This is a genomic window from Streptomyces sp. NPDC057424 (genome assembly GCF_042803315.1).
Taxonomy (GTDB): Bacteria; Actinomycetota; Actinomycetes; order Streptomycetales; family Streptomycetaceae; genus Streptomyces.
Window position 1 is genome coordinate 1 of sequence record NZ_JBHVCP010000016.1, and the last position, 19,532, is coordinate 19,532.

Genomic DNA, 19,532 nt, shown 5'->3' on the forward strand with positions numbered 1-19,532 from the left:
GACGTCAATCGCCAAAGCCATTCTCACCCTGGAGCGGCAACGCTGAAGAGGCTCAATCACACACACCGGGCACCGCACAACGTCCTGATCAGCGTGTTTGTTGCCAGCAGTCACTGGCGTCGTGTGTGCACTCGGTGAAGCCGTATTACCGACGGGTACCCAAAGCCTCCGTCGCCGCATACCCTGCGCCTCATGACGGACGCGCAGGCCGCTGAGAAGACGGCAGAGACCGGCACGGCACAGACCGGTACGAACCCCCTCGCCCCCGCACCGGAGGGCGCCCGCACCGCCGCGGACGTGGTCACGCCCGAGCTGGTCGCCCAGCTCACCAAGGGCGTGGCCGGCTCCGGCCGGACCGCCAACCACACGCCGTTCACCGGTGAGAAGCTGGCCGACCTCCCCGAGTCGACGCCCGAGGACGTGGCGGAGGCCTTCGAACAGGCCCGCGCCGCCCAGGCGGTGTGGGCGCAGACCCCCGTACGGCAGCGCGCCGCCGTCCTGCTCCGCTTCCACGACCTGGTGCTGGAGCGCCAGGCCGAGGTGCTCGACCTCATCCAGCTGGAGACGGGCAAGGCCCGGCTGCACGCCCACGAGGAGGTCCAGGCCGTCGCGGTCGCCGCCCGGCACTACGGCCGCAAGGCCCCCGCCTACCTCCGGCCGAAGCGGCACGCCGGCGCCATGCCGACCCTGACGAAGGTCACCGAACTGCGCCACCCGCGCGGTGTCATAGGCCAGATCGCCCCCTGGAACTACCCTCTGGAACTGTCGGTCGGCGACGCGCTCCCCGCCTTCGTCGCGGGCAACGCGGTCGTCATGAAGCCGGACACGGAGACCTGCCTCACGGCCCTGTGGGCCCGGGACCTGCTCATAGAGGCCGGCCTGCCCGCCGACGTCTTCCAGGTCGTCCTCGGCGACGGTCCGGTCGTCGGCCCCGAGGTCGTCCGGCACGCCGACTACGTCTCCTTCACCGGCTCCACCCGCACCGGCCGCGAGGTCGCCCAGGGCGCCGCCGCGCGGCTGGTCGGTGTCTCCCTCGAACTCGGCGGCAAGAACGCCATGCTGGTGCTGGAGGACGCCGACATCGAGAAGGCCGCGGCCGGCGCCGTCCGCGCCTGCTTCTCCTCCGCCGGCCAGCTCTGCATCTCCATCGAGCGGCTCTACGTCCACGAGTCGGTCGCGGACGCCTTCCTGGAGCGCTTCGCCGCCCGCACGAAGGCGATGCGCCTCGGCACGTCCCTGGCGTACGGCGCCGACATGGGCTCCCTGGTCGGCGAGCGTCAGCTCGAGACGGTCACGCGGCACGTGGAGGAGGCCGTCGCCAAGGGCGCGAAGGTCGTCGCGGGCGGTGTGGCCCGCCCCGACATCGGCCCGTACTTCTTCGAGCCCACGATCCTCGACGGCGTCGCCACGGACATGTCCGTCTGCGGGGAGGAGACCTTCGGCCCGGTCGTCTCGGTCTACCGCTTCACGGACGAGGACGAGGTCGTCGAGCGCGCCAACGCGACGGCGTACGGCCTGAACTCCTCGGTGTGGACGAAGAACGGCCGCCGCGGCCAGGAGGTCGCCGCCCGCCTGCGCACCGGCACCGTCAACATCAACGAGGGCTACGCCCCCGCCTACGGCAGCGTCCAGTCGCCCATGGGCGGCATGAAGGATTCCGGCCTCGGCCGCCGCCACGGCTCCGAGGGCATCCTCAAGTACACCGAGGCCCAGACGGTGGCCCACCAGCGGGTGCTCCCGATGGCGCCCTCGCTGGGCATGGACGACGAGAAGTACGCCCGGTTCATGAGCAGGAGCCTCCGCCTGATGAAGGCGTTCCGCTTCAACTAGACGACCCTTCGGGGGCGCGGGGAACCGCGCGCTCCACCACAGACGGCCCGCACGCGACACTCGACGAGGAGAACACGTGCCTCAGGACGCTTACGACTACGACGTCATCGTCGTGGGTTCCGGATTCGGCGGCTCGGTGACCGCCCTGCGCCTCACGGAGAAGGGCTACAAGGTAGGCGTCCTGGAAGCCGGCCGCCGCTTCACCCGCGAGACCCTCCCCAAGAACTCCTGGGACCTCAAGAACTACCTCTGGGCCCCGAAACTCGGCATGTACGGCATCCAGCGCATCCATCTGCTGGGCAACGTCATGGTCCTGGCGGGAGCGGGCGTGGGTGGCGGCTCCCTCAACTACGCCAACACCCTCTACGTCCCGCCGAAACCGTTCTTCGAGGACCCCCAGTGGCGTGACATCACCGACTGGCAGGACGAGCTGAAGCCGTACTACGACCAGGCACGGCGCATGCTCGGCGTCCGGCTCAACCCGACCATGACCCCCTCCGACGTGCACCTGAAGGCCGCCGCGGAGCGGATGGGCTGCGGCGACTCCTTCCACCTCGCGCCCGTCGGCGTCTTCTTCGGCGACGGCGAGGACGCCGACGGCACGGCGAAGGCGAAGCCGGGCCAGGAGGTGCCCGACCCCTACTTCGGCGGGGCGGGCCCGTCCCGCAAGGCCTGCGCGGAGTGCGGCGAGTGCATGACGGGCTGCCGCCACGGCGCGAAGAACACCCTCAACGAGAACTACCTGTACCTCGCCGAGAAGGCCGGCGCCGTCGTCCACCCCCTGACGACCGTCGTCTCGGTCACCGACGACTCGCGCGGCGGATACGCGGTCGCCACCCTGCCCACCGACGACCGCCGCAAGGCGAAGGGCCGTACCTTCACGGCCCGCAAGGTCGTCCTCGCCGCCGGCACCTACGGCACACAGACCCTGCTCCACCGCATGAAGGCGGGCGGCCGGCTGCCGCACCTCTCGGACCGGCTGGGCGAGCTGACCCGCACCAACTCCGAGGCCCTGGTCGGCGCCCAGACCGACGACCGGCGCTACCGCAAGGCCCACGGCGTGCCGAAGGCCGACTTCACGCGGGGCGTGGCCATCACGTCCTCGATCCACCCGGACGCGAACACCCACATCGAGCCGGTCCGCTACGGCAAGGGCTCCAACTCCATGGGCGGCCTGTCCATCCTCCAGGTCCCCTACACCGGGCGGAACTCGGGCACCTCGCGGGTCCTGGGCTTCCTCGCCCACGCGGCGAAACACCCCTTGCTGGTGCTGCGTTCGCTGTCCAACCGCCGCTGGTCGGAGCGGACCATCATCGGTCTGGTGATGCAGTCGCTGGACAACTCCCTGACGACGTACGTGAAACCGTCGGGCGTCGGCCGCGGCCTGCTCACCGCCCGCCAGGGACACGGCGCCCCCAACCCCAAGCAGATCAAGGCCGCGACGGAGAGCGCGTCGGCACTGGCCGCCGAGATCAACGGCTTCGCGGGCTCCAACGTCGGCGAACTGATGGGCACCCCGCTCACGGCCCACTTCCTGGGCGGCTGCCCCATCGGCGACTCCCGCGCGTCCGGCGTGATCGACCCGTACCACCGCCTCTACGGCCACCCCGGCATCTCCGTCGTCGACGGCGCCGCGGTCTCCGCCAACCTGGGCGTCAACCCGTCCCTGACCATCACGGCCCAGGCCGAACGGGCGATGTCGTTCTGGCCCAACAAGGGCGAGCCCGACCCGCGTCCCGAGCAGGGCACGGCCTACGAACGCCTCCAACCGGTCGAGCCGAAGGCCCCGGCGGTCCCGGCGGAGGCGTTCGGCGCGCTGCGGCTGCCGTTCCTGGGCCTGCCGGCGGTGCCGCCGAAGAACTGAGCGACAGCGGGATACAGAAAAGGGACCTGATACAGAAGAGGGACCTGCGCCCCCCTCCGAGCGCAGGTCCCTCTTCTGCTTGGTGCTACGGCCTGTGGGCCGTCATGGCTTACGCCTCAACGCCGGCCTTGCGGCGACGGACCACGAAGATCGCGCCGGCACCGGCGACGACCGCGGCACCACCGACGAGGCTGATCATCGGCAGGGCGGAGCTGGAGCCGGTCTCGGCGAGGCTGCCGGTGACCTCCGGCGTGTTGCCGCTCGGCTTCTCGTCGGTCACGGGCGCCTTGCCGCCCTCCTGCGGCTTGGTGCCCTCGGTGTCCGTACCGGAGGAGACGATCTGGAACTTGTACGACACGTCACCGAAGCCGACGCACTCGCCGTCGCTGTCGCCGTAGATCGTCGCGCCGAGCGAGAAGCCGGAGCCGACCGGGGCGGACGGCTTGACGTTGAGGCGCAGCGGGATGTTGACCTCGTAGTCGGGCTTCAGCTCGTCGGTGTAACCGACGTAACCGACCGCGTAGCCGCCCTCGTTGAGGTCGACCCAGATCTTGTCCTGGGGGTCCCAGGCCTGGAGCTGGACCTGCTTGCTGGAGAACAGCTCCTCGCCGTTCTTGTCGGGGGAGGCCCCGGCGAAGAAGTCGAGGTCGTTCAGCGTGGAGTCGGAGTTGTTCACCACGTTCAGCGAGAACTTGTGCCAGCCGCTGCCCGCCGCGATCTTGCCGGACAGACCGGAGATGCCGACGTCGACCTTGGTGTCCTCACACACCGAGGGCTCGGGGTCCGGGGACTCCGACTCCTCGGGCTCCTCGGGCTCGGAGGCGCTGGGCGCGGGGGAGGACTCGCTCGCGGACGCGCTCGGCGAGCTGGACGTCTCGGGAGCGGACTCGCTCGCGGACGTGCTCGGAGCCGGCGTCGACTCGGGAGCGGACTCGCTCACCGACGGCGAGCTGGACGTCTCGGGAGCGGACTCGCTCACCGACGCGCTCGGGGTGGGCGTCGTTTCGTCGGTCGCGTACGCGGCCGGTGCCGCGAGCAGTGCCACCGGGGCTATGACCGCCGTAGCGGCCGCTGCTGCCATGGCGCGGCGAAGCTTCATGAAGACCTCGGAGAGTCCGGCGTACCGCGGGCTGCGGTACGAACGTTGGGGGAGGCCTCCGCGTGTGGGGCGCGGGTGTGGCCCTTGGTTCGGCAGGTTTGATCAGTGAGACCTGTGAATGGTTGTGCTGGCATTCACAGGATTCTTATGTGGCCTGAGTCACACCCGGGGTCTTCTTGTGAAGATGCGTTCCACACGCTTAGATCTTGGCTTCGTGTCTGAAAAGCCCTCCGACGACGCGTCGGCCTCGGAGATCCCCGACGACGTCTGGGAGCAGTTCACCCGCGACACCGAGCGGGACATCCGCACCTCCGCCCCGAAGGAGCCGTCCGCCCGAGCGCGCCTGGTGACCGAACGCCTGCGCGGGCAGGACGCCCGGGGCGAGTTGCCGCCCGGGTGGCGCACCGGACCCGCGTGGCAGGAGATGAACGGCAGGGCGGCCCGGCGCCGCAAGCTGTGGGCCGTGCTCGGCGTGCCGGTCGCCGCGGCCGTGGCGCTGGTGGCCATGAAGCCGTCGCTGCTGCCCGGCGACCCCTTCGGCGCCGGGACGGCCGAGGCCGCCGACGCCTCGCCCCTGCCCGAGGAGACGGCGCCGCCCACCGCCGCGCCCGGATCGCCGGATCCCGAAACCCCCACCCTGGACGAGCCGTTCGCCGGCTCCCCGGCCCTGCGCTGGGCCGACGGCGACGCCGGCATCGTCCTGCCCGCCGCGAAGGCCGTCGGCCCGGTCTCCAAGGACCGTGTGGAACAGGCGCTGAAGCTGACGAAGAAGCTGCTGGTGGGTGCCAACCTGGAACCGAAGGCGCTGCGTGGCGCACGCCCCGGGGCCGCGTTCTCCGTGCTGGACCCCAAGCAGCCGGACGTCGTCGACCGTCTCGACACCGCCCTGCGTTCGCCGAGCAGGAAGAACGACCCGGTGGCCCTGTTCAGCCGGTTCGACCCCGACGAGATACGGCTGGTCGGCGACGTGATCAAGACGCGTGGGCACATGACGTTCGAGAAGGGTTCGCACGGGGGCGTGGCCGTGCACGCCGACTACACCTTTGTCTACCCGGTGAGCCGCGCGGACGGTTCCACGGAGGTCACCCGCACCATCGTGCGCCGCGTCCTCACGATGGAACTCGCCGACCCCGCCCGGTACCAGGTCACCCCGGGCCGGCTGCTCGTCGTCGAGTACGACCAGGAGATAGGCAACTCCTCGTGCTTCGTCTACGACGGCTACCTGCACCCGGAGTTCTCGTCGAGCGCCTCTGCGGGCCCGACTCCGAGCGGCCCGGCCGTGGATCCGTACGACCGGAGCAGGGACATCGACGACGGCGACCGTGAGGACTGCGGGACCGTGACCCGCACCTGACGCTCCGCGGACAACCGCCGACGCAGAGCGAAGGGCCCCGCGGGGTGGAGCCGCGGGGCCCTTCTTCTCGTCAGCACCGACGTCAGGGCAGCGCCGGTGCCTGGAAGCGGCGCCGGGGGGTTGCGCCGCTGGCCTGTACCTCTGGCGTGGGGCAATGCGGGTGCCCACGGAGGGACTTGGACTGTCTACGCATCGTGCTGGATGAACGCGGCGCCCGCAACCGTTTGACCCAGACTTGTGCATTTATGCAAGGTCCGCCGGTCGGCCCCGGGCGTCCCCGGAGCCGGCCGTTCTCTTGGGTGACCGGGCTGCTGTCCCCTGCCGTCCGGTCACTTCCCTGGAGCGAGGTCCCACGACGCACGGCACGATCCGTGCGCCTCATCGCCCCAGTGAGCCACGCGTGGTTCTTTCGGGCCCGCGCCTGGCTGGCACGGACACCGGGACCAACGAGGCGGTGCGGGGGCGGTCACGCGCCGTACGGGTGAGAACGGTGCGTACGTCTGTCCCGGGAACACGGATCCCGGGCCCGGGGGCGGCGTCAGATCTTGCCGCGGCACAGCTCCAGCAGGGTCATCGCGAGCGTGGTGCCCGGCTTGCCCAGCGCCTCCCTGTAGTGGCCGAGGACGTCCATCTCGCGGGACAGGTTCACGCGCCGGCCGCCGGAGGCGATCCGCGCCTCCTGGATGACGGCGGACACGGCCACCCGTTCCTGGATCAGGCCGATGATCCGGTCGTCCAGCGCGTCGATCCGCTCGCGCGCGCCGGTGATCACGTCGGCGGCCTCGGGGGTGCGGGCGCCGGTCACGTCGATGGCGGTCATGGGGGCTCCTCGTCGTCAGGGGCTGCCCCGGGGCGGCACGGCCCGGACGACGGCAGGCGCCCCGGGCCTTGTCGGCCCGGGGCGCCTGGGAAGTCGCTTGTCAGTAGCTCAAGCAGCACGACCATGGCGTCCGGCGGGCCGGATGCCATAGGTAAAGACGAACGTCTGGTGCTTGAACATGGGGGCAAGTATGCACCGCGTACCGGACCCGTCCAAGCCGGTTCGCATCCTGAGACGGGGTGGGTGTCCGGCACACGGAAGGAGCCCGGCGGCCCCCCGGTAGAATCAGGTGGCACAAGACCCCCGCCCCACCGCCGGAAGGCACCCCGTGTCATCAGCGACTCCCGCTGCCAACGCCGCCGACACCGTCCTGGTCGTCGACTTCGGCGCGCAGTACGCCCAGCTCATCGCCCGTCGTGTCCGCGAGGCGCGGGTCTACAGCGAGATCGTGCCGAGCACCATGCCGGTCGAGGAGATGCTCGCCAGGAACCCCGCGGCGATCATCCTCTCCGGCGGCCCCTCGTCGGTCTACGAGGAGGGCGCGCCCAGCCTGGACCGCGCGCTCTTCGAGGCCGGCGTCCCCGTCTTCGGCATGTGCTACGGCTTCCAGCTGATGGCGCGGATCCTCGGCGGCACCGTCGACAACACCGGCGCCCGCGAGTACGGCCGCACCGGCCTGCACGTCTCCAAGGTGTCCTCCACCCTCTTCGAGGGCACCCCCGCCGAGCAGGCCGTCTGGATGTCCCACGGCGACGCCTGTTCCGCCGCCCCCGAGGGCTTCGCCGTCACGGCCTCCACGGACGTCGTACCGGTCGCCGCCTTCGAGAACGACGAGAAGAAGCTCTACGGGGTCCAGTACCACCCCGAGGTGATGCACTCCACGCACGGGCAGCAGGTGCTGGAGCACTTCCTCTACCGGGGCGCGGGCCTGACCCCGTCCTGGACCACGGGCAGCGTGATCGAGGAGCAGGTCGCCGGTATCCGTGAGCAGGTCGGAGACCGGCGCGCCATCTGCGGCCTGTCCGGCGGCGTGGACTCCGCGGTCGCCGCGGCCCTCGTCCAGAAGGCCATCGGCTCCCAGCTGACCTGCGTGTACGTCGACCACGGCCTGATGCGCAAGGGCGAGACCGAGCAGGTCGAGAAGGACTTCGTCGCCGCGACCGGCGTGCAGCTGAAGGTCGTGGACGCCGAGGAGCGGTTCCTCGAGGCGCTGGCCGGGGTCTCCGACCCCGAGGAGAAGCGGAAGATCATCGGCCGCGAGTTCATCCGGGTCTTCGAGCAGGCCCAGGCCGAGATCATCGCCGACCAGGGCCCGGCCGTGGAGTTCCTCGTGCAGGGCACGCTCTACCCGGACGTCGTCGAGTCCGGCGGCGGCACCGGCACGGCCAACATCAAGTCCCACCACAACGTGGGCGGCCTCCCCGAGGACCTCGAGTTCCAGCTGGTCGAGCCGCTGCGCAAGCTCTTCAAGGACGAGGTCCGCATGGTCGGCCAGGAGCTCGGCCTGCCGGAGGAGATCGTCCAGCGCCAGCCCTTCCCCGGCCCGGGGCTCGGCATCCGGATCGTCGGCGAGGTCACCAAGGAGCGCCTGGACCTGCTGCGCGAGGCCGACGCCATCGCCCGCGAGGAGCTGACGGCGGCCGGCCTCGACCGCGACATCTGGCAGTGCCCGGTGGTCCTGCTCGCCGACGTCCGCAGCGTCGGCGTCCAGGGCGACGGCCGGACCTACGGCCACCCCATCGTCCTGCGCCCCGTCTCCTCCGAGGACGCCATGACGGCCGACTGGTCGCGTCTGCCGTACGAGGTCCTCGCCCGGATCTCCACGCGGATCACGAACGAGGTCAAGGACGTCAACCGTGTCGTCCTCGACGTGACCTCGAAGCCGCCGGGGACGATCGAGTGGGAGTAGGCCCTAGGTGCGCTTGATCACGCGCAGGGGCTCACCGGGCTGCCAGACCTGGACGACGAGGTACTTGTCGTCCTCGACGTAGGTCCTCACGACCTCGGTCAGTTCGGTACGGAAGAGGTGGAACGGCTCCGGCGGTTCCACCTCTTCGACGTACCCGGCCTTGGCCGGCGCGTCGTCGACCTCGATCGCCCGGCCGCTGATCCGGACGTCGCCGCCGCCCATGCCCGTGCCCTCCCCGGGGTTCGCCTGGAGCGCGAAGCGCGGGTCGCGCCGCAGGTCGAGCGCCTTGAGCGAGCCCTGCATTATGCCGAGCCACAGTTCGCCGTTCAGGAACCGCACCTCCAGGCCGCTGGTACGGGGCGAACCGTCCTTGCGGAGGGTGGCGAGGATGTGGTGGGTGTAGACGCCGAAGCGCTTCTCGACGGTGCCGGCCAGATCCGGTTCGGCGGTGGCGAAAGCCGCCCAGTTCGCTGTCATGGAGAGAGTGTCGCGCCGAAATCCGACATCCTCTGTCGGCTATTCGTGGGGTTGGGGAGCCAGGGGGCACACGGGTGGGCACACGGTGCTCACAGGGGCGCTCGGGTCATCTTCACGAAACGCTTCTGTTCTTCCCGGCCTCACGGACGGTAACTTCCGCCCGTACGCAGAACCAGTGCTGGAGGACCTATGCACGGGCCCACCCCGCCCCTGCCGTTGCCCACCGACCGGCTGCGGTTCGCCATGCCGCCGATGCACGAGTCGGTCGAGGACGAGCGCCGGCACCGCAAGGAACGGCTCGCGGGCGCCCTGAGGATCTTCGGCCGGTTGGGCTTCGAGGACGGCGTGTCCGGGCACATCACCGCACGCGACCCCGAATTCACCGACTGCTTCTGGGTCAACCCGTTCGGGATGCCCTTCCGGCACGTGACCGTGAGCGACCTCGTGCTCGCCAACCAGGACGGCCAGGTCGTCGAGGGCGGCTACCACGTCAACCAGGCCGCCTTCACCGTGCACGCCCAGGTCCACGCCGCCCGGCCCGACGTGGTCGCCGTCGCCCACTGCCACTCGGTGCACGGCCGGGCGCTCGCGGCGCTCGGCGAACTGCTGGAGCCGATCACCCAGGAGAGCTGCGCCTTCTACGAGGATCACGCCCTCTACGACACCTACACCGGCGTCTCCGTCGACGCCGAGGAGGGGCGGCGCATCGCCGCCGTGCTCGGCTCCCGCAAGGCGCTCGTCCTGCGCAACCACGGGCTGCTGACCGTCGGCGACTCGGTGGACGCGGCGGCCTGGTGGTTCGTGTCGATGGAGCGCTCCTGCCAGGTGCAGCTGATGGCGCAGGCGGCCGGGCGGCCGGTCCGGATCGATCACCGGATGGCGGTGGCGACACGGGAGCAGCTGGGCGGCGACCTGGTGGCCTGGATCAACTACCAGCCCATGTGGGAGGACGTCAGCCGGACCGAGCCGGGCCTGCTGAGCTAGGCCGACCCCTCAGAGGCCCCCCGGCACCACCGCCTTCGTCCTCGCGAACTCCTCGTCCGTGAGGACGCAGGTGTCAACGCGCCTCATCGACGGCACCGGCACTCACCCACACTCGCCGACACGCGCGTGCGCTCGGCCGGGCGGCAGCAGGACCAACCCCGGTCCGGTCGGCGTCCACCGTCAGCCGGTAGGGATCGGCCGCGTCCGGCAGCCGCCCGCCGGTGGCCGGACCGCGTCTCCGTCGAGGCCCAGGTCCCGTCCCGCTGGATGCTCTCGGCTATAGGGGAGTTCTCCCAGCCGGGTCAACAGGGCACGCCGAACTTCACTCGTGTTGACCAGACCGGGCGGACGTGAACCGGGTGGTGTAGGGCACAATTCGCTGTCGTCGCAGGGGAGTCGCACAGCGGTGTTTCCGGGGTCCGGAAGGCCGGCGGTGGTTGGGTCGCGGGAAGGCGGGCGTCGGGCGTGGCGGTGCGGGAGGCGGGACAGGGCGGCGCGGACGCGGGCGGGTACGCAAGTACGCGTGCGGGTGCTGGTGCTGGTGCTGGTGCCAAGGGGTATGCGGGCGGCTATGCCGGTGGGTACACCCTGGGGCAACCGGGCGGACCCGGAGGTGCCCACGGGGGTGGGTGCGCCTGCGGGGACTGCCCGCACGGGGCGCGCGAGGGACATCGGCGGGCCGTCGCCGCGTTCCTGCGCCGGCGCGACGAGTTCGCGGCGGGGCAGGGGCTGCCGGCCGCGGTCGCCCACTCCGCGTCGGCCTCCCGCCAGTGGGTCTCCGAGGAACTGGCGCAGTCCGCGGAGCAGGTCGCCGAGAGGGGGCGGGCCGAGGGGCAGGCCTGGCTGACGGGCCTGTGGCGGCGCACGGCGGGTGTCGTGTGGGCCGCTGTGGTGCTGTTGCTGCTCGGTCAGGCCCTCACGGCGGTCGGGGCGGGCTGGACGGCGGCGCGTACGGCCGGGCTGGCCGCGGCGCTGGTGATGGCGCTGTCGCTGACCGCCGCGTCGTGGTTCCACCGGGCGAAGGGTGGGGTGCTGGCGCCCGTGATCGGTGAGGACAACCGGCTGTCCACGTCTCGTGCGGTCGCCGCCGCGTGGGTGCTCTTCGTGGCCTACGCGGTGCTCGTCCTCGCGGGGCGGCTGGCCGCCGCCTCCCGGCACCGGGAGCGGGACGCGCTGATCTCCGGGCTGGAGCTCGCCCGGGGCGCGGGGGCCGTGACCGTGCTCGCCGTGGTGTGCGGGATCGCCGTGCTCGTGCGGCGGGTGGTCGGGCTGCGGGTGCTGGGGCAACGGCTGCAGAAGGTACGTGCCGACCGGCCCCGGGCCGCCGACCTGCTGACCGACGACGCGGGGCGGGGCGCCTTCGCCGACATCCAGTACGTCGTCATCAGCGGTGTCGCCCTGGTCTTCGCGGCGGTACGGCTGGCCAGGCGGCCCGAGCAACTGCCGGATCTGCCGTGGGGGCTGGCGGTGGTGGTACTGGTGTCGGCGGCTACGTACCTGGCCGGCAAGTACGCGGAGGGCGGCCGGCCGGTCATCCTCTCCGTGGTCCGGTCCCGGGAGGCGGGCGACCTGGACGGGCCGATCCGCACGGGAGACGACATCGAGATCCGGGGCGCGGGCTTCGTGCCGCCGGGGGCGCAGGGAGCCGACCGGCTGGCCCGGATGGTCGTGCGCGTGGGCGCGGTGCACGTCCACGTGCCGTTGGTGCCGGTGCCCGGCGGGTTCCGCAACCCCACGGACACCCTGCTGACGGTGCCGGTGCCGGCGGATGTGGAGCCGGGGAGGATCGAGGTGCAGGTGGTCACCGCGGCCGGGGTGGAGACGAACCGGTACGCGGTCGACGTGACCGAGTGAGTGACCCCGCCTCTGAGGCACCCCGCGGCACCGGCGCGTCGAGAAATGCCGTTCGCGCAGGATTGAGCGCGGTTCGTTCGTCGTACGTATCGTCTGTCGAGGGGGTCTCGGTACCGGCGGCGAGAGGCGGCTTGCAGCGATGACTCACGGTAGGCGAACGGACACGCACGACCCCCGTTTCGGCAACGGGGGAGGCTGGCGGGACACCGCCACCCGCTACGCCCTGCTGCCTCTGCGTATCTTCCTCGGCGTCACCTTCATCTACGCCGGCCTGGACAAACTCACCGACAGCGCCTTCATGAAGGACTCCGGTGCCGGGTCGATCGGCGACATGATGCGCGCCGTACGCGACTCCTCCGCCATTCCCGCCCTGGTCGACCTCTCCCTCAAGAGCCCTGTCGGCTTCGGCTACGCCATCGCCTTCGGGGAGCTGGCCGTCGGCATCGGTACGCTGCTCGGTCTGCTCGCCCGTCTGGCCGCACTCGGTGGCGCGCTGATCTCCCTCAGCCTGTGGCTGACCGTGAGCTGGGCCTCCGACCCGTACTACTACGGCAACGACCTCGCCTACCTCATGGCCTGGATCCCCCTGATTCTCGCGGGCGCGCCCCTGCTGTCCCTGGACGCCGCACTGCGGTCGCGGCGAAGGCAGCGGAGCGGCGGGTACCGGTAGCAGGCCGCTCACCGTCAGGCGAGGTCCGCGCCCGCACGGCCTCCCCGGCGGCGCCGGCGCACGCGGCCCGTCAGGAGCGCCACCGCACCCGCCAGGCACAACCCGCCCGTGACGAGGGGGATCGCCACGAACCACGGGATCTCCCAGGCGCCGCCCGCGTCACCGGCGTAGAGGACGCCCGCCAGCACGAGGACGGTGCCGGCGATCAGCTTTCCGGGCTGGAACTCATGGCGTAGCACGGGTCACCTCCGCCTGCCCCACGCCGACCTGGAGATCCAGGTCGATGGTGCCGGACTTCTCGACGCCCTCGGCGGGAGAGAGGGTGATCTCCCTGCGCTGGTCAGGCTGCACGTCCACGTCCTTCGGGTCGTCACCCGGCAGCTGGAGGTCGCCCATGCCCACCTCCACGTTGAGCCGCACCGTCACGTCCTCGGGTACGAGCACCTTGATCCGGCCCATGCCGACCTCCGCCCGTGTCGTGACCGTCTGTTTCCCGGACACGTCCAGCCTGCTCAGATCCAGGGTGCCGACGCCGGTGCCCAGGTCGTAACGCTGCCGTACGTCCGCCGCGGTGGCGGGCGTCCAGGTGGTGCGTGCCCAGTGGGTGTCGATGTCCTTGGGTAGGGCCGCAGCCCCGGCGAGCAGGCCGGCCGTGATGATCGCCAGGAAGATCGAGCCCGCGCCGGTCCGGCCCAGCAGGGCGCTGACGGCTATGCCCAGGCCCAGGACGGCGAGCGCACAGGACAGGCCCGTCTGCAGGCTGGTGCCGAGCGGATGCCCGTCCCATGTGCGGCTCGTGCCCAGGGCTCCCGCGAGAAGCGCCAGCAGGAAGACCCAGCCGCCGATCCAGCGGGGCCCGCGCGGCGCGGGGGGCCCGGGACGCGGGGCGGGTATGTCCTCGCGGGCGCCGGGCCGGGTGCCGAGGCTGATGTTGACGGCCGCGGCGACATCCAGGTCGTGGGTGTCGCGCGGGCCCCACAGGTAGCCCGTGCCGCCGATGTGGGTGCCGTCCTTGACGATCGGGTCACGCCACCAGGAGGGGGCGGTGAGGAACACCGGCGGCGCCTGGGGCTCCGGCGGGGCGTCGGCGACGGCCTGGGCGGCGATGGGGTCGGGGCCGGGTGCGCCGCGCTGGCGCGACCAGTAGCCGGCGCCGGCGAGTATGACGGAGAGGACGACGGCGAAGGTCAGCACCCCGCCGTTGTTCAGCATGGTCAGGAACACCCCGCAGCCGACGAGCGCGAACAGCACGGCCGTCAGGGCCTGGCCGTCGACACGGCCGGTGAGCAGCTTGCGGACCTCGTTCTCGTCCTCGTCGTCGTACGGGACGAAGAGCCAGGCGAAGCCGTAGAAGAGGAGGCCGATGCCGCCGGTGGCGGAGAGCACGGCGAGGGTGATGCGGAAGATCACCGGGTCCATGTCGCACTGCCGCCCCAGTCCCGCGCAGACGCCGGCCAGGGCCTTGTGGCGGCGGTCGCGGCGGAACGCGTGGGGCGGACCGGCCGGGGCCGCCTCCTCGGCGGGGGCGGCCGTACCGGGCGCTCCTCCCCGCTCTCCCGCGTCCGCGCGCCCGGGCGCGGAGCCCGCGGCGGGCGCGGCATCCCGCGGCCCGGCGCCCCGGGCGGGGCGCGGGCCGGAGCCGGGTCCCGGACCCGTCGCGGCGTGCTCGTGATCGGTCATGGGTCCATGGTGACGGGCGCGGCGCCCCGGCGGGAGTCGGAACGACCCTGGCCGGACCCTGATATCGGCCCTGAGAGGCGGCTCGGGAAGCGTTCGAGGAGCGGCACGCCGAGATCAGGGGAGTCTTAGGGGACGACCCTGATGCTCCGGCTTCCCGCACGTGTGACCATCAATGGCATGTCGGAAGCCGCAGCAGCGCCACTCGCCGAACCGCGGCCGCCGCGCAAGCTCTACCGCAGCAGTGACGGACGCTGGCTCGGGGGCGTGGCGCGAGGCCTCGCCGGGCACCTCGGGCTGCCCGTGATCTGGGTACGGCTCGTCTTCATCGGCCTGTTCATGGCCGACGGCCTCGGCACGCTGCTGTACGCCGCGTTCTGGTTCTTCGTCCCGCTCGGCGTCGGCGGTGTCGAGGCACAGAGGCCGCTGTCGCCGGCGGCCGCGGAGACGTCACCCGACGGCCGCCGCAGACGCGTCGCGCGCAGGCCCGACAAGGGCCAGATCGTGGCCCTGCTCCTCATGGTCGTGGTGGCCATGGTCTTCGTGGGCAACGTGAACCTCAGCGGCGGCGCCAGGGCGTACCTCTGGCCGATGGTGCTGGTCGGCGCGGGCGTCGCCCTGGTGTGGCGGCAGGCGGACAACGCCCGCCGGGCCCGCTGGGCCGAGGTCGGCCGCCGCCGGCGCACGGTCACGCTGCTGCGCTCGGTGGGCGGGGTGCTGCTGGTGACGGCCGGCGTCTCCGGCATCTTCGTCCTGCAGGGTTCCGCGGCCCACCTCGGCTCCGTCCTGCAGGCGGCTCTCGCGGTCCTCGTCGGGATAACGCTGCTCGCCGGGCCGTACCTGGTGCGCATGACGCAGGACCTCTCCGAGGAGCGCCTGATGCGCATCCGCGCCCAGGAGCGCGCGGAGGTCGCCGCCCATGTGCACGACTCGGTGCTGCACACCCTCACGCTGATACAGCGCAACGCGGAGAACGCGAACGAGGTCCGCCGCCTGGCCCGCGCCCAGGAGCGCGACCTGCGCACCTGGCTCTACAAGCCCGAGGGCACCGGCAAGGACGAGGCCGACGAACCGACCACCCTCGCCGACGCCGTCCGGCGCAACGCGGCCGAGGTGGAGGACAAGCACGGCGTGCCCATCGAGGTCGTGGTCGTGGGCGACTGCCCGCTCGACGAGAGGACCGCCGCACAGATGCAGGCCGCGCGGGAAGCAATGGTGAACGCCGCCAAGTACGGTGGCGAGGGCGGCGCCGTACAGGTCTTCGCCGAGGTCGAGGGGAAGACGGTCTTCGTGTCCGTCCGGGACCGCGGCCCCGGCTTCGACCTCGACTCGATACCCGCCGACCGGATGGGTGTCAGAGAATCGATCATCGGCCGTATGGAGCGCAACGGCGGCACGGCGCGGCTGCGCGCGGTGCCGGACGGCGGCACGGAGGTCGAGCTGGAGATGGAGAGGGCGGAGAAGACGTCATGAGCGACCCGACCGAGGCGAACGGTACGGCGGGACCGGCACAGGCGGCAGGGCCCGCGGAGTCGGGCGGCGGCCCCGGGCGTCACGTGCGCGTGGTCCTCGTGGACGACCACCGCATGTTCCGCACGGGGGTGCAGGCCGAGATCGGGCAGACCGAGCAGACCGGTGTCGAGGTCGTCGGCGAGGCCGCGGACGTCGACCAGGCGGTCACGGTGATCACCGCGACCCGGCCCGAGGTGGTCCTCCTCGACGTGCATCTGCCGGGTGGGGGCGGCGTAGAAGTGCTGCGCCGCTGCGCCCCGCTGATGGGCGACACCGAGCAGCCGGTCCGCTTCCTCGCGTTGTCCGTGTCGGACGCGGCGGAGGACGTGATCGGGGTGATCCGCGGCGGGGCCCGCGGGTACGTCACCAAGACGATCACCGGCACGGACCTCGTGGACTCCGTCTTCCGCGTCCAGGAGGGCGACGCGGTCTTCTCTCCCCGGCTGGCCGGGTTCGTCCTGGACGCCTTCGCCTCCACGGACGCGCCGCCGGTCGACGAGGACCTGGACCGCCTGACCCAGCGCGAGCGTGAAGTGCTGCGGCTCATCGCGCGGGGCTACGCGTACAAGGAGATCGCCAAGCAGCTGTACATCTCGGTGAAGACGGTCGAGTCGCACGTCTCGGCGGTCCTGCGCAAGCTCCAGCTCTCGAACCGGCACGAGCTGACGCGCTGGGCGACGGCTCGCCGGCTGGTCTGACACCGGCGCTCACACCACCCGTGTCGCCCCCGCGTACGGCATCTCGTCGAGCGGGGCGACGCGTACCGGCGCCGAGGGGTTCGGCGCGTGGATCATCCGGCCGTTGCCCACGTAGATGCCGACATGGCTGATGCCGGTGTAGAAGAAGACCAGGTCACCCGGGGCGAGTTCGGAGCGGGAGACGCGGCGGCCCGCGGCGATCTGGGAGTACGTCGTGCGGGGCAGGGAGACGCCCGCGGCCCGGTACGCGGCCTGGACGAGGCCCGAGCAGTCGAAGGCGTTCGGGCCGGTGGCGCCCCAGACGTACGGGCTGCCGAGCTTCTGGTAGGCGTAGGAGACGGCGGCGGCCGCCCGGGAGTTGGGTGCCTGGGACGAGCCGGAGCCGGGGGCCGCGAGGGTGCCCCGTGCGCTTGTCGAGCGCGAGGCGCGGTCCTGCGGTGCGCCGGGCCGGGAACGTTCCTGCGGGTCGAGCCGGGACAGCAGCTGCCGCGCCGAGCCCAGTTTGCCGGTGATCGTCTTCTTGTGCTGTTCCAGCTCCGACCGGCGCGACTTCAGGGAGGTCAACTCGATGTGGGCGGCCCCGCGCAGCTGCTCGATCTCCCGCAGCTGCTTGCGTACGCCCGCGACGGCGGCGTTCTGCCGGCTGCCGGCCCGCTCGACGAACTCGGCGTTCTCGAGGTACCGGTCGGGATCGTCGGACAGGGCGAGCTGCACCGCGGGGTCGAGGCCGCCGGCGCGGTACTGGGCGGCGGCGACCGAACCCAGGGCGTCACGGGCGGAGTTGAGCCGCTCCTCCTTGCGAGCCGCCTGGTCCTGCAGGTCCTTCAGCCGCTGCCCGGCCGCCTCGGCCTTCTCCTTCGCGCCGTTGTACTTCTCGGTGGCGACCTCCGCCTCCTGGTACAGCTTGTCCACCTTGGCCTTGATCTGGCCGGGGGTGAGCTGTGGTTCGGCGTGTCCGGTTCCGTCGAAGCCCGTCGCCGTCGCCGCGCCCGCGAGGGCGATCGTGGCGGCCGTACGGGCCTTGCCGCCACCCATCGAGCGCTGTCGGGGCTTGCGGTGCGCTGCCACCTGGAGGCCACGTCCTTTCCTCGACCGCCGACGGTGTGTGCGGCCGCCGGGTGGGGAGCGGACGGGCGGCCTGCGCGTCCGGCGACGGCCCGCACAGGGGGAGCGGACCGCCGCCGGACTTCTCGGCGGTGGTGTCCGACTGCCGCCCCTGGCCCGGGCGGCGGTGGGGAGCCGGGCACCTGGTGGAGGACGCTAAGTGGCGCCGGGGCGGCCCGGTGGCAGGTGTGCGGAAGTGACGTGAGAGGACCGGCGGTGACCGTATGCGACCGTGGATCCACCCTGGCGCCGTCGACTTCACTCAGCGTGATGACCGATGTGTCGAATCGTGAGTGAGTGACCGTGATCGGGTGCTATGGGGCGCATGTGTGCATCACTGGCCCGGTGCCGGATGGCTCCGGAGCACCTGGTTAGGCTCCGGCCTCATGGACGTACTCATCCACCTCTTCGTCGGCCTCCACATCATCGGCATCGCCTCGCTGCTGGGCGGCTTCCTCACCCAGGTGAAGGCGATGGGCGAGGGTACCGCCCGCTTCACCCCCGCGATGCTGCACGGCGCGCTCACGATGCTGGTCACCGGTGTGGTCCTGGTCGGTCTCAACCAGGCCGACGACCAGTCCGTGAACAACATCAAGATCGGCGTGAAGCTGGCCCTGCTGATCGTGGTCCTCGGTCTCGTCTACGTGAAACGGGACGACGAGAAGGTGGACAAGGGCCTCTTCGGCCTGGTCGGTCTGCTGACCACGGCGAACATCTTCATCGCCGTGCTCTGGACCTGACCCGGGAGCGCCGGGCGCCGGCCCGGGCCGAGGCGAGGGCCCAGGCGGTGCACCCGAGCCAGGCGGCCACCGCGATCCACAGCAGCACCTCTCCGGCGACGTCGAGCCAGGGGACGTCGAGGGCTGCGGCGACCGCCAGCGCGGCCGTGGCCGTCACGGCCGCGGCGAACACGGTCGCCCAGCGTCGCACGTCGTAGTGGTGCCGGGGCCAGAAGAGCTCGGCGAGGAGCAGGGCGACGCAGGCGATCAGCGCGAGCACGAGCAGCGTGACGGTCGTCGTGCGCAGGGCGCTGACGTTGTCCTCGTTCCACAGGTACAGGCGAGCGCTGTCGGCGCTGAGGAGCTTCGCCGCGGCCAGTGCCGAGAAGGCGAGGGCGCCGGCCGCGAGCCAGTGGTCCCCGCGCCCCTCCTCCACCTGCCGGGGCTGGAAGCGGAACAGGGCGAAGCCGTAGAGCGCAAGTCCCAGCCAGAACAGCACCAGGGCGGCGTGGGCGAGCCAGGCCGCCGCTTCGGCCGCGGCGAGTGTGGCGCCGAGCATGGCGAGTCCCTGAGTGGCCACGCAGCGCAGGAAGACCGTCCCCCGCCGCCCCTCGGTCTCCGCGGTGAGCAGCACCACCCAGAGCAGCGTGGCGAGCGCCAACAGCGCCTCGGCGAGGGGCTGCCGGCCGGTCACGGAGAAGCCGGTGCCGAGGACTGCGGTCGCCGCCACGGTGGTGAGCGCGGCCGGCGTCTCGGCCCGCCGTCCGCCGTGCGCGCGCTGGGCGAGGCCCGCGGCCGCCACCAGCCAGGCCGCGCAGGCCAGGGTGAGGGTGATGCGGGAGAGGACCTCGAAGCCCGCCGAGTCGAGACCGACCGGCAGGACGCCGGTCGCCAGCGCATACGTCGCCCACCAGGTGGCAAACGGGGAGGGACCGGACATAGCGCCGATGCTAGTGCCCCG

General features: G+C 71.8%; 17 protein-coding genes. 10 read left to right on the forward strand and 7 right to left on the reverse strand.

Going from position 1 to position 19,532, the window contains the following annotated elements; genetic code table 11:
• Positions 1-192: 192 nt before the first annotated feature.
• Both ACFU3E_RS15560 and ACFU3E_RS15565 read left to right on the forward strand, forming a co-directional pair.
• Positions 193-1,830 carry a succinic semialdehyde dehydrogenase gene (locus ACFU3E_RS15560; protein ID WP_384157186.1) on the forward strand — a complete coding sequence of 546 codons (1,638 nt, stop codon included), beginning with the start codon at positions 193-195 and terminating at the stop codon, positions 1,828-1,830.
• A 76-nt stretch (positions 1,831-1,906) separates the two neighbouring features.
• A complete protein-coding gene (locus ACFU3E_RS15565) occupies positions 1,907-3,694 on the forward strand; it encodes a GMC family oxidoreductase N-terminal domain-containing protein (protein ID WP_384157189.1) in 1,788 nt (595 codons plus the stop codon).
• Between the two features lie 109 nt (positions 3,695-3,803).
• On the opposite strand, the gene ACFU3E_RS15570 is transcribed toward ACFU3E_RS15565, so the two are convergent.
• Positions 3,804-4,793, reverse strand: coding sequence for an LAETG motif-containing sortase-dependent surface protein (locus ACFU3E_RS15570; RefSeq protein ID WP_384157193.1), 990 nt, complete (start codon positions 4,791-4,793; stop codon positions 3,804-3,806).
• Between the two features lie 214 nt (positions 4,794-5,007).
• Between ACFU3E_RS15570 and ACFU3E_RS15575 the strand changes: the two genes are divergently transcribed.
• On the forward strand, positions 5,008-6,147 hold the full coding sequence (locus tag ACFU3E_RS15575; protein ID WP_384157196.1) for a hypothetical protein: 1,140 nt from the start codon (positions 5,008-5,010) through the stop codon (positions 6,145-6,147).
• 538 nt (positions 6,148-6,685) lie between these two features.
• Here ACFU3E_RS15575 and ACFU3E_RS15580 read toward each other — a convergent pair.
• The gene (locus tag ACFU3E_RS15580) at positions 6,686-6,967 is read right to left on the reverse strand and encodes a chorismate mutase (RefSeq protein WP_384157199.1); all 282 of its coding nucleotides are present in this window, start codon (positions 6,965-6,967) and stop codon (positions 6,686-6,688) included.
• A 328-nt stretch (positions 6,968-7,295) separates the two neighbouring features.
• Between ACFU3E_RS15580 and guaA the strand changes: the two genes are divergently transcribed.
• Positions 7,296-8,876, forward strand: a complete 1,581-nt coding sequence (gene guaA / locus ACFU3E_RS15585) for a glutamine-hydrolyzing GMP synthase (RefSeq protein ID WP_384157202.1) — start codon at positions 7,296-7,298, stop codon at positions 8,874-8,876.
• 3 nt (positions 8,877-8,879) lie between these two features.
• Here the strand turns inward: guaA and ACFU3E_RS15590 are convergent, their stop codons facing one another.
• Complete coding sequence (locus ACFU3E_RS15590) at positions 8,880-9,353, reverse strand: pyridoxamine 5'-phosphate oxidase family protein (protein WP_384157204.1); 474 nt, start codon at positions 9,351-9,353, stop codon at positions 8,880-8,882.
• 189 nt (positions 9,354-9,542) lie between these two features.
• Here ACFU3E_RS15590 and ACFU3E_RS15595 point away from each other — a divergent pair, with 189 nt between their 5' ends.
• From ACFU3E_RS15595 to ACFU3E_RS15605, 3 genes are all read left to right on the forward strand, one after another.
• Positions 9,543-10,337, forward strand: coding sequence for a class II aldolase/adducin family protein (locus ACFU3E_RS15595; protein ID WP_384157207.1), 795 nt, complete (start codon positions 9,543-9,545; stop codon positions 10,335-10,337).
• A gap of 588 nt (positions 10,338-10,925) precedes the next feature.
• Positions 10,926-12,191, forward strand: coding sequence for a hypothetical protein (locus ACFU3E_RS15600; RefSeq protein ID WP_384157491.1), 1,266 nt, complete (start codon positions 10,926-10,928; stop codon positions 12,189-12,191).
• A gap of 139 nt (positions 12,192-12,330) precedes the next feature.
• Complete coding sequence (locus ACFU3E_RS15605) at positions 12,331-12,861, forward strand: DoxX family membrane protein (protein WP_384157210.1); 531 nt, start codon at positions 12,331-12,333, stop codon at positions 12,859-12,861.
• A gap of 14 nt (positions 12,862-12,875) precedes the next feature.
• On the opposite strand, the gene ACFU3E_RS15610 is transcribed toward ACFU3E_RS15605, so the two are convergent.
• Together ACFU3E_RS15610 and ACFU3E_RS15615 are read right to left on the reverse strand one after the other, a co-directional pair.
• The gene (locus tag ACFU3E_RS15610) at positions 12,876-13,100 is read right to left on the reverse strand and encodes a hypothetical protein (protein WP_384157213.1); all 225 of its coding nucleotides are present in this window, start codon (positions 13,098-13,100) and stop codon (positions 12,876-12,878) included.
• Positions 13,087-14,541 (reverse strand): PspC domain-containing protein, encoded by a 1,455-nt coding sequence (locus tag ACFU3E_RS15615; protein ID WP_384157216.1) that lies wholly within the window; start codon positions 14,539-14,541, stop codon positions 13,087-13,089. Before ACFU3E_RS15615 ends, ACFU3E_RS15610 begins: the two co-directional genes overlap by 14 nt.
• A 177-nt stretch (positions 14,542-14,718) precedes the next feature.
• Here ACFU3E_RS15615 and ACFU3E_RS15620 point away from each other — a divergent pair, with 177 nt between their 5' ends.
• Positions 14,719-16,011: a PspC domain-containing protein gene (locus tag ACFU3E_RS15620; protein ID WP_384157219.1), complete on the forward strand. Its 1,293-nt coding sequence runs from the start codon at positions 14,719-14,721 to the stop codon at positions 16,009-16,011.
• Positions 16,008-16,748 carry a LuxR C-terminal-related transcriptional regulator gene (locus ACFU3E_RS15625; RefSeq protein WP_384157223.1) on the forward strand — a complete coding sequence of 247 codons (741 nt, stop codon included), beginning with the start codon at positions 16,008-16,010 and terminating at the stop codon, positions 16,746-16,748. The genes ACFU3E_RS15620 and ACFU3E_RS15625 overlap by 4 nt, the downstream gene beginning before the upstream one ends.
• A gap of 9 nt (positions 16,749-16,757) precedes the next feature.
• On the opposite strand, the gene ACFU3E_RS15630 is transcribed toward ACFU3E_RS15625, so the two are convergent.
• Entirely contained in the window at positions 16,758-17,816 is a 1,059-nt protein-coding gene (locus ACFU3E_RS15630; protein WP_384157226.1) for an NlpC/P60 family protein, read from the reverse strand.
• A gap of 422 nt (positions 17,817-18,238) precedes the next feature.
• Here ACFU3E_RS15630 and ACFU3E_RS15635 point away from each other — a divergent pair, with 422 nt between their 5' ends.
• Positions 18,239-18,592 carry a hypothetical protein gene (locus ACFU3E_RS15635; protein ID WP_384157229.1) on the forward strand — a complete coding sequence of 118 codons (354 nt, stop codon included), beginning with the start codon at positions 18,239-18,241 and terminating at the stop codon, positions 18,590-18,592.
• Here the strand turns inward: ACFU3E_RS15635 and ACFU3E_RS15640 are convergent.
• Positions 18,570-19,511, reverse strand: a complete 942-nt coding sequence (locus ACFU3E_RS15640) for a hypothetical protein (RefSeq protein WP_384157231.1) — start codon at positions 19,509-19,511, stop codon at positions 18,570-18,572. The genes ACFU3E_RS15635 and ACFU3E_RS15640 overlap by 23 nt on opposite strands.
• Positions 19,512-19,532: the final 21 nt, after the last annotated feature.